Below are 5,568 nucleotides of genomic sequence, written 5' to 3' on the forward strand. Positions count from 1 at the left end.
CAGCCATGCTGCCGCGCCAGCCGTGCTCGCGATCTGGCACGTGTCAGGTCGTTGACCCGGCTGGTCATGCGAATGCCGGCTGTGCTCGTCTCGATCATGCATGGAATCGGTTGGCAATGAATGAGATACTCATAGTAGATGTTTTTTGAAACAGGTTTTACCTATGCTGTGAGCAGGCGACGGAAGCTGACTATCAGAATGAACAGCACGACGTTGCCCTCAACACCGTATGGCGTACCGCATAACGATGTAGGGAGCAGCCAGTTCCTATGGACGCATTTCGTCGCGCCTCATGGTAGCAACCCGGATTATCCCCATTCTCTGTGCCTCTTATGGTGATAAAGGGATCAACCTGGGTTATGGTATCCGTAGTGAAGAGCGTATAAACACTGCACGCTACCTCACCACTGGCATGGCGCAATTGACGGTCGCCACGCCAGCAGGCGGTTATTGCCGCTACTCCTCATCGAGCGGGAGGTTGCGTTGGCGGGCAATCTCCCGTAAAGCGCGAGTCAGGCTTTCTAATTGACGTAACAAAAGCCGCACCTTGAAGACTGCGCCCTCGTCGCGTTCAATCCACTTCAGCAGATCACCATCGTGTACAGCCCGGGCCAGCCGATCACTCTCGTCAACCATCTGATCGAGCGAGCGAATGCGGAAGACGCGCACCTTGTTTTTGGGCTGGTTCTCGATAGTCTCTTCTTCTACGGTCAGATAGGTGTCGCCCTGTTCCTCATCGTCCCAGGTGTCATCGTGTGTAGGGAGATCGGCCATCGCCACCGGGGTATGGCTGAGTGGGCCGCCACTGCTACCGGCTGGAGCGGCCTTCGTGCGTAACACCTCACCCTGTTCGAGCGCCTGCAAAGCCACGTCGAGGGTGAGGTTTGGATTGGCGGCAAAGTAGGTGGTGAGCCGGCTCAATTCGGCTGCCGACATCCCCTCCTCAACAGCAAAGCGGGCCAAATCAATTTGCGTCTTTGGATTGGTAATCCGGCGCAGATGTTGAGCCTGGGTTACATTCAGATCGCCGCGCCGGATCATCTGCTGTACTTCTTCAGGCAGTTCCAGGAGACCGAGATAGCGACGAACCGTGCGTGCTCCCAGTCCCACTGCCTGCCCAACCGCTTCATCGAGTTCGTTGTCGGGCAATTTACCGCGAGTTGCGATGATATGCTCGCGGAGACGGGCAAAAGCACGGGCCTGTTCGATGTCGTTCAAATCCTGCCGCTGCACATTTTCAATGAGTTGACGTAACAGAAGATCAGGATCATCGTTATCGAGCACAATGCACGGCACTTTGCTCAAGCCGAGCTGGATGGCAGCGGCTCGCCGTCTCCCACCGTACACTACTCGATAACGTCCACCGCCGGTTGGTGTCACCCCTATTGGCTGGAGCATCCCGTATTCGGCAATTGTCGTCGCCAAGCCGGCAATATCTCCCGGTTCTTCACGCACACCGGTTGGATCAACTTCTAACTGATGTGGATCGAGGTAGAGCAACTGCATTTCAGAGTTCTCCCTCTGACAACAGAATGACCGGTTCTACCCGGTCATTGTGATCTATCCGAACAATTGTGTCAAGTATAGCAGGATTACGCTGTTCTGGCAAACGATAGCGCAAGATGAGCGCACCTGCCCGCCGTGGAGTAGCCCGGTAGTAGTTACATTCCACAATCTGACTCCAAATCGTTCTCAACAATGTGTATCGTTCAGGTGTTCCACTGGCGGGTCGGTTGGTTGTCGTCGGTGCAGCGCTAGAGGGGCACGGCATGCCGTGCCCCTCTAGCGCTGGCATTTAGCGGTGCTTCGTCTAGGTGCAGTATCAGGGTAAGAGTTGGCTGGTGTGTCACGTTATGCTGCCATATTTGATGTGATGACGATCAGTAGGGGCGACGCACGCGTCGCCCCTACTGATCGTGCCAGCAAGCACGACCCGTGTCGCGACGTTTGGAGTGCGGCAGCCATGCTGCCGCACAGCCATCGCTTGGAGATACGTGGACACCCGCAGCACCAGCCCCTGCCTCACCGGTATGGAGTACAGCATCCACCGCGCCTGTTACCAGATACGTGTCGTAACACTATGCTAAACGAACTTCAATACGTTGAACCACGCTCGACGCTGATCACTCTGATCCGCCCACCGTAAGTTGACTGCTGTGCCTTTTGGAATTATGATGGAACGTCGTTATAACCGTATGCAGAGGATTGTCAATGTTTGATCTGCGAGGTCGTACTGCCATTGTCACCGGTGGCGGACGTGGTATCGGCTACGCAATTGCCACCGCATTTGTCGAACATGGGGCACAGGTTGCATTGCTAGACCGTGACGCAACAGTGGTTACTGCTGCTGAGCGCCTCGGTGAGCGTGCACAGAGTATCGTGGCCGATGTTGCCGTTGCCGCAGAGGTCCATACCGCTGTCAATCACGTGTTACGACAATGGGGGCGAATTGATATTCTGGTGAATAATGCTGCCGTGCTCAGTTCAGCGCCATTTCTTAATCTAACGTCCGCTGAGTGGGAACGCACGCTGGCAGTCAATCTTACAGCGATCTATTATACGTGCCGGGCAGTTGTGCCGGCGATGATTACGACCGGCTACGGTCGTCTAATCACCATTGCTTCAGTTGCCGGCAAGCGTGGCGGTGGGATTCTCGGCAGTGCTGCCTACAGCACCGCGAAAGCGGGGGCGATTGGTCTCACTAAAGCGCTGGCCCGTGAGCTGGGGCCACATGGGATTACGGCGAACACGATTTGTCCCGGCCCAGTCGAGACTCCGCTATTGTCGGTGATGATGCCGGAATTGCGGGAACAGGTGCGGCGCCTGATCCCACTAGGTCGTTTTGCGCTACCGGCAGAGGTGGCCGCGGCAGCGGTGTTTTTGGCATCAGCCGAAGCATCGTTCATTACCGGCGAGACGATTGATGTTGATGGCGGCCTGACGATGGATTAGGGGAAAAGCCCGACTGACATGCGTTTGTCAAGATATGGTAGGATGGCGTGCTGAGCATTACTGCACACAACACAGCTCTCATTCACGTGAGGAAGAGTTCAATGAGCGAGTCAACCATTTCCATCCTTACCCTCGAACAGGTTCGCCAACTCCGGCGCTTTTTTCTCTGGGTAGCCGGAATTGTCGGGATTGTTGCAGTCGTCGCGACCGTGTCTGCGGCAATCTGGCGCACCCCCACCCTGATTGCGCTCATGATCCTGGATTGGGTATTGGTGGTTGTCCTCTTACAGGCATGGTCCCAGATGCGCAGCGGTCAGGTGCGCGTCGCGTTAGTGACTTCATTTATTGCCCTCATTCTGTATGGGCTATTCGGGGCGGTTATCTTGCCGAATGTGGCCTCGCTGATGGCATTTGCCCCTGTGCTGGCAATTGTCACCATGCTGCCGTTTCTGAGCGGAGTTGTGCTCAGGCGCTTGCTGATCGTGGCCTGGATTGCCGTTGTTGTCACGATAGTACTGGGTTCGCAAGTGCGTCTCTTTCCGCCTATTCCCGAGGTTCTGGAACTGCCGTTTCAATTTGCCGGTGTGTTGGGCATCAGTGCGATTCTGTTATTGCAGCTCTGGATTTTTCACGAACGCCTGTTGGGAGTCATCAGCCAGTTGCGGCAGATCAACGAGGCGCTTGAGCATGAGCGCACCGGTTTGCAAGAACGGGTTGCCCAACGAACGGCTGATTTGCAGCAGGCATTGGTCGAAGTTGAGCGGCAAATGGCCGAGCAATCGCGCCTACTGGCCGAAAACGAGCGTCAGCGCGAGCTGATCCGTGGTTTGAGTATGCCGGTGCTGCCGGTTTCTCAGGAAACCCTGGTAATGCCTCTGGTTGGTGAGCTTGATGCCGAACGGATTGCGGTGGCACAGGCGACAGCACTTCAGGCGATTGATCGGGCCGATGCCCGCCATCTGGTGCTTGACATTACTGGGATGCCATTTGTTGACACAACGGTTGCTGCCGGTTTGATACAACTGGTGCAGTCGGCCCGCTTGTTGGGGGCAACGGTGACCCTGGTTGGGGTGCGTCCAGAAGTTGCGCAGACGATTGTGGCGCTGGGGATCGACCTGTCTGAGGTAACGACCGCAGCCGATCTGGCGTCAGCGCTACGGCGTCAGCAGGTGACGGTGTAGGCACCGGTTGAAAGCAACGCACAAGCGCACATACTGCTTGCGCTTACTCAGTTCCTATAAGAATTACTTCGCACATCAGGTATGTACTGGCTACACCCCTTACGCGGTGGGTGATACCAGATCTATTCACACCCGCTATCGTCTTGTGTTATGTGTCGTTGATAGGCTTTATGTCAGTCTCCTGTACCATTGCGCGTATACATGCCCGTCACCAATCCGGCACACACCGTATGGCGAGAGAGTGCTGGCAGCTTGAAGCAAGGTAAAACCTCACCCTTATTAACCTTCAATCACCCCTCTAAACAGCAATTCTCGTGTCACCGTGTTTGGTGCACGAAAGACATGTACGGTGCAACATCTGACTGCTGCACCGTACATGATATTGACAACAGCTTAACGGTACGACGAACGGCGTCGGCGCTGCCGATCCGCCAGCCAGCGGTCAAAGGCTTGCGAGAGTTCACGCCAGTTGAAGATCTTAACATCAGGTGCCACCTGATTTCGCCGAATAATGACCCACGACCACAGAATGGCCTGCCCAATAAAGACGAAGATGACGATACCGATCATAATCCAGAGATCCATCGCTCGCCTCCTGTCTGGACATATATTTGACATATCATACCGCTATTATACACTAAATACAATCCAGTTACTGATATATCTTGTGCGTGTATATACCGCATGGTAGCACTATTGGTAGCAGATAGGAAGCGGGCGGAACATTGTTCTTAACAATATATTTCTTGCCAGAATCGGTCAGGCTTGATAGCCTGGACGTAATATCAAATCTGGTTTAACCAAAATCATGGCAGGCTATCTACCGTTAACCTTACGTTACGGCACTCCACGGAGATGCAAGTACCGGCATCGCTTGGGAGCGTGCGCCTCCGGCGCACTCAGCAGGCACCGGCATCGCCTGGGAGTGCGCACCTCCAGTTTGCTGAGCAAGCGTCGGAGCAGTAGCTGGGAGTGCGCACGCCGAAGGCGTGCGCACTCCCAGCACCAGCACGTGCCAACGGCATCCATCCGGCACCGCCGGTTCCCGCCCCCAGCGGGCTATGCATTACCCATACCTGGTGTCAACCACGTGCGTATCAGCGGAGATGATCGCCATGGGTGCTGTTGTGAGCGACTGGCCCGGTGGCAGTGCGCCGCTCCAGCCGTGCTGGCACGTGCTGGATGGATTGCCGTACCCGCTCGTCATGCGCGTGTCGTACAGTTTGGAGTGCGGCAGCCATGCTGCCGCGCCAGCCGTGCTCACGATCTGGCGCGGATTGCAGCGGACTCCCGTGACGGTACGTGCCCCTGATGATGGCGATGGCTGAACACAGGTCGGCAGCCTGCCCCACAGCGTGCCAGTACCGGTGGTGTGTAGGGGCGGGTTCCGTAGGGGCGGGTTCCGTAGGGGCGGGTTCCGTAGGGGCGGGTTCCG

The 5,568-nt window shown here is 56.0% G+C and carries 6 protein-coding genes; 3 read left to right on the top strand and 3 right to left on the bottom strand.

Annotation, left to right across the window (positions count from 1 at the left end; all coding sequences use genetic code 11):
- Positions 1-456 precede the first annotated feature (456 nt).
- Together VAE55_RS12085 and VAE55_RS12090 are read right to left on the bottom strand one after the other, a co-directional pair.
- Positions 457-1,506 carry a ParB/RepB/Spo0J family partition protein gene (locus VAE55_RS12085; protein WP_322816033.1) on the bottom strand — a complete coding sequence of 350 codons (1,050 nt, stop codon included), beginning with the start codon at positions 1,504-1,506 and terminating at the stop codon, positions 457-459.
- Between the two features lies 1 nt (position 1,507).
- Complete coding sequence (locus VAE55_RS12090; RefSeq protein WP_322816034.1) at positions 1,508-1,672, bottom strand: hypothetical protein; 165 nt, start codon at positions 1,670-1,672, stop codon at positions 1,508-1,510.
- Positions 1,673-2,211: 539 nt separating this feature from the next.
- Here VAE55_RS12090 and VAE55_RS12095 point away from each other — a divergent pair.
- Both VAE55_RS12095 and VAE55_RS12100 read left to right on the top strand, forming a co-directional pair.
- Positions 2,212-2,952, top strand: coding sequence for an SDR family NAD(P)-dependent oxidoreductase (locus VAE55_RS12095; protein WP_322816035.1), 741 nt, complete (start codon positions 2,212-2,214; stop codon positions 2,950-2,952).
- A gap of 101 nt (positions 2,953-3,053) precedes the next feature.
- Positions 3,054-4,133 (top strand): STAS domain-containing protein, encoded by a 1,080-nt coding sequence (locus VAE55_RS12100; RefSeq protein WP_322816036.1) that lies wholly within the window; start codon positions 3,054-3,056, stop codon positions 4,131-4,133.
- Between the two features lie 393 nt (positions 4,134-4,526).
- Here the strand turns inward: VAE55_RS12100 and VAE55_RS12105 are convergent, their stop codons facing one another.
- Positions 4,527-4,718, bottom strand: coding sequence for a hypothetical protein (locus tag VAE55_RS12105; protein ID WP_012258593.1), 192 nt, complete (start codon positions 4,716-4,718; stop codon positions 4,527-4,529).
- Between the two features lie 530 nt (positions 4,719-5,248).
- Here VAE55_RS12105 and VAE55_RS12110 point away from each other — a divergent pair.
- A complete protein-coding gene (locus tag VAE55_RS12110) occupies positions 5,249-5,461 on the top strand; it encodes a hypothetical protein (RefSeq protein WP_322816037.1) in 213 nt (70 codons plus the stop codon).
- Positions 5,462-5,568: the final 107 nt, after the last annotated feature.

The sequence above is a fragment of the Chloroflexus sp. genome, from assembly GCF_034432675.1.
Taxonomy (GTDB): Bacteria; Chloroflexota; Chloroflexia; order Chloroflexales; family Chloroflexaceae; genus Chloroflexus.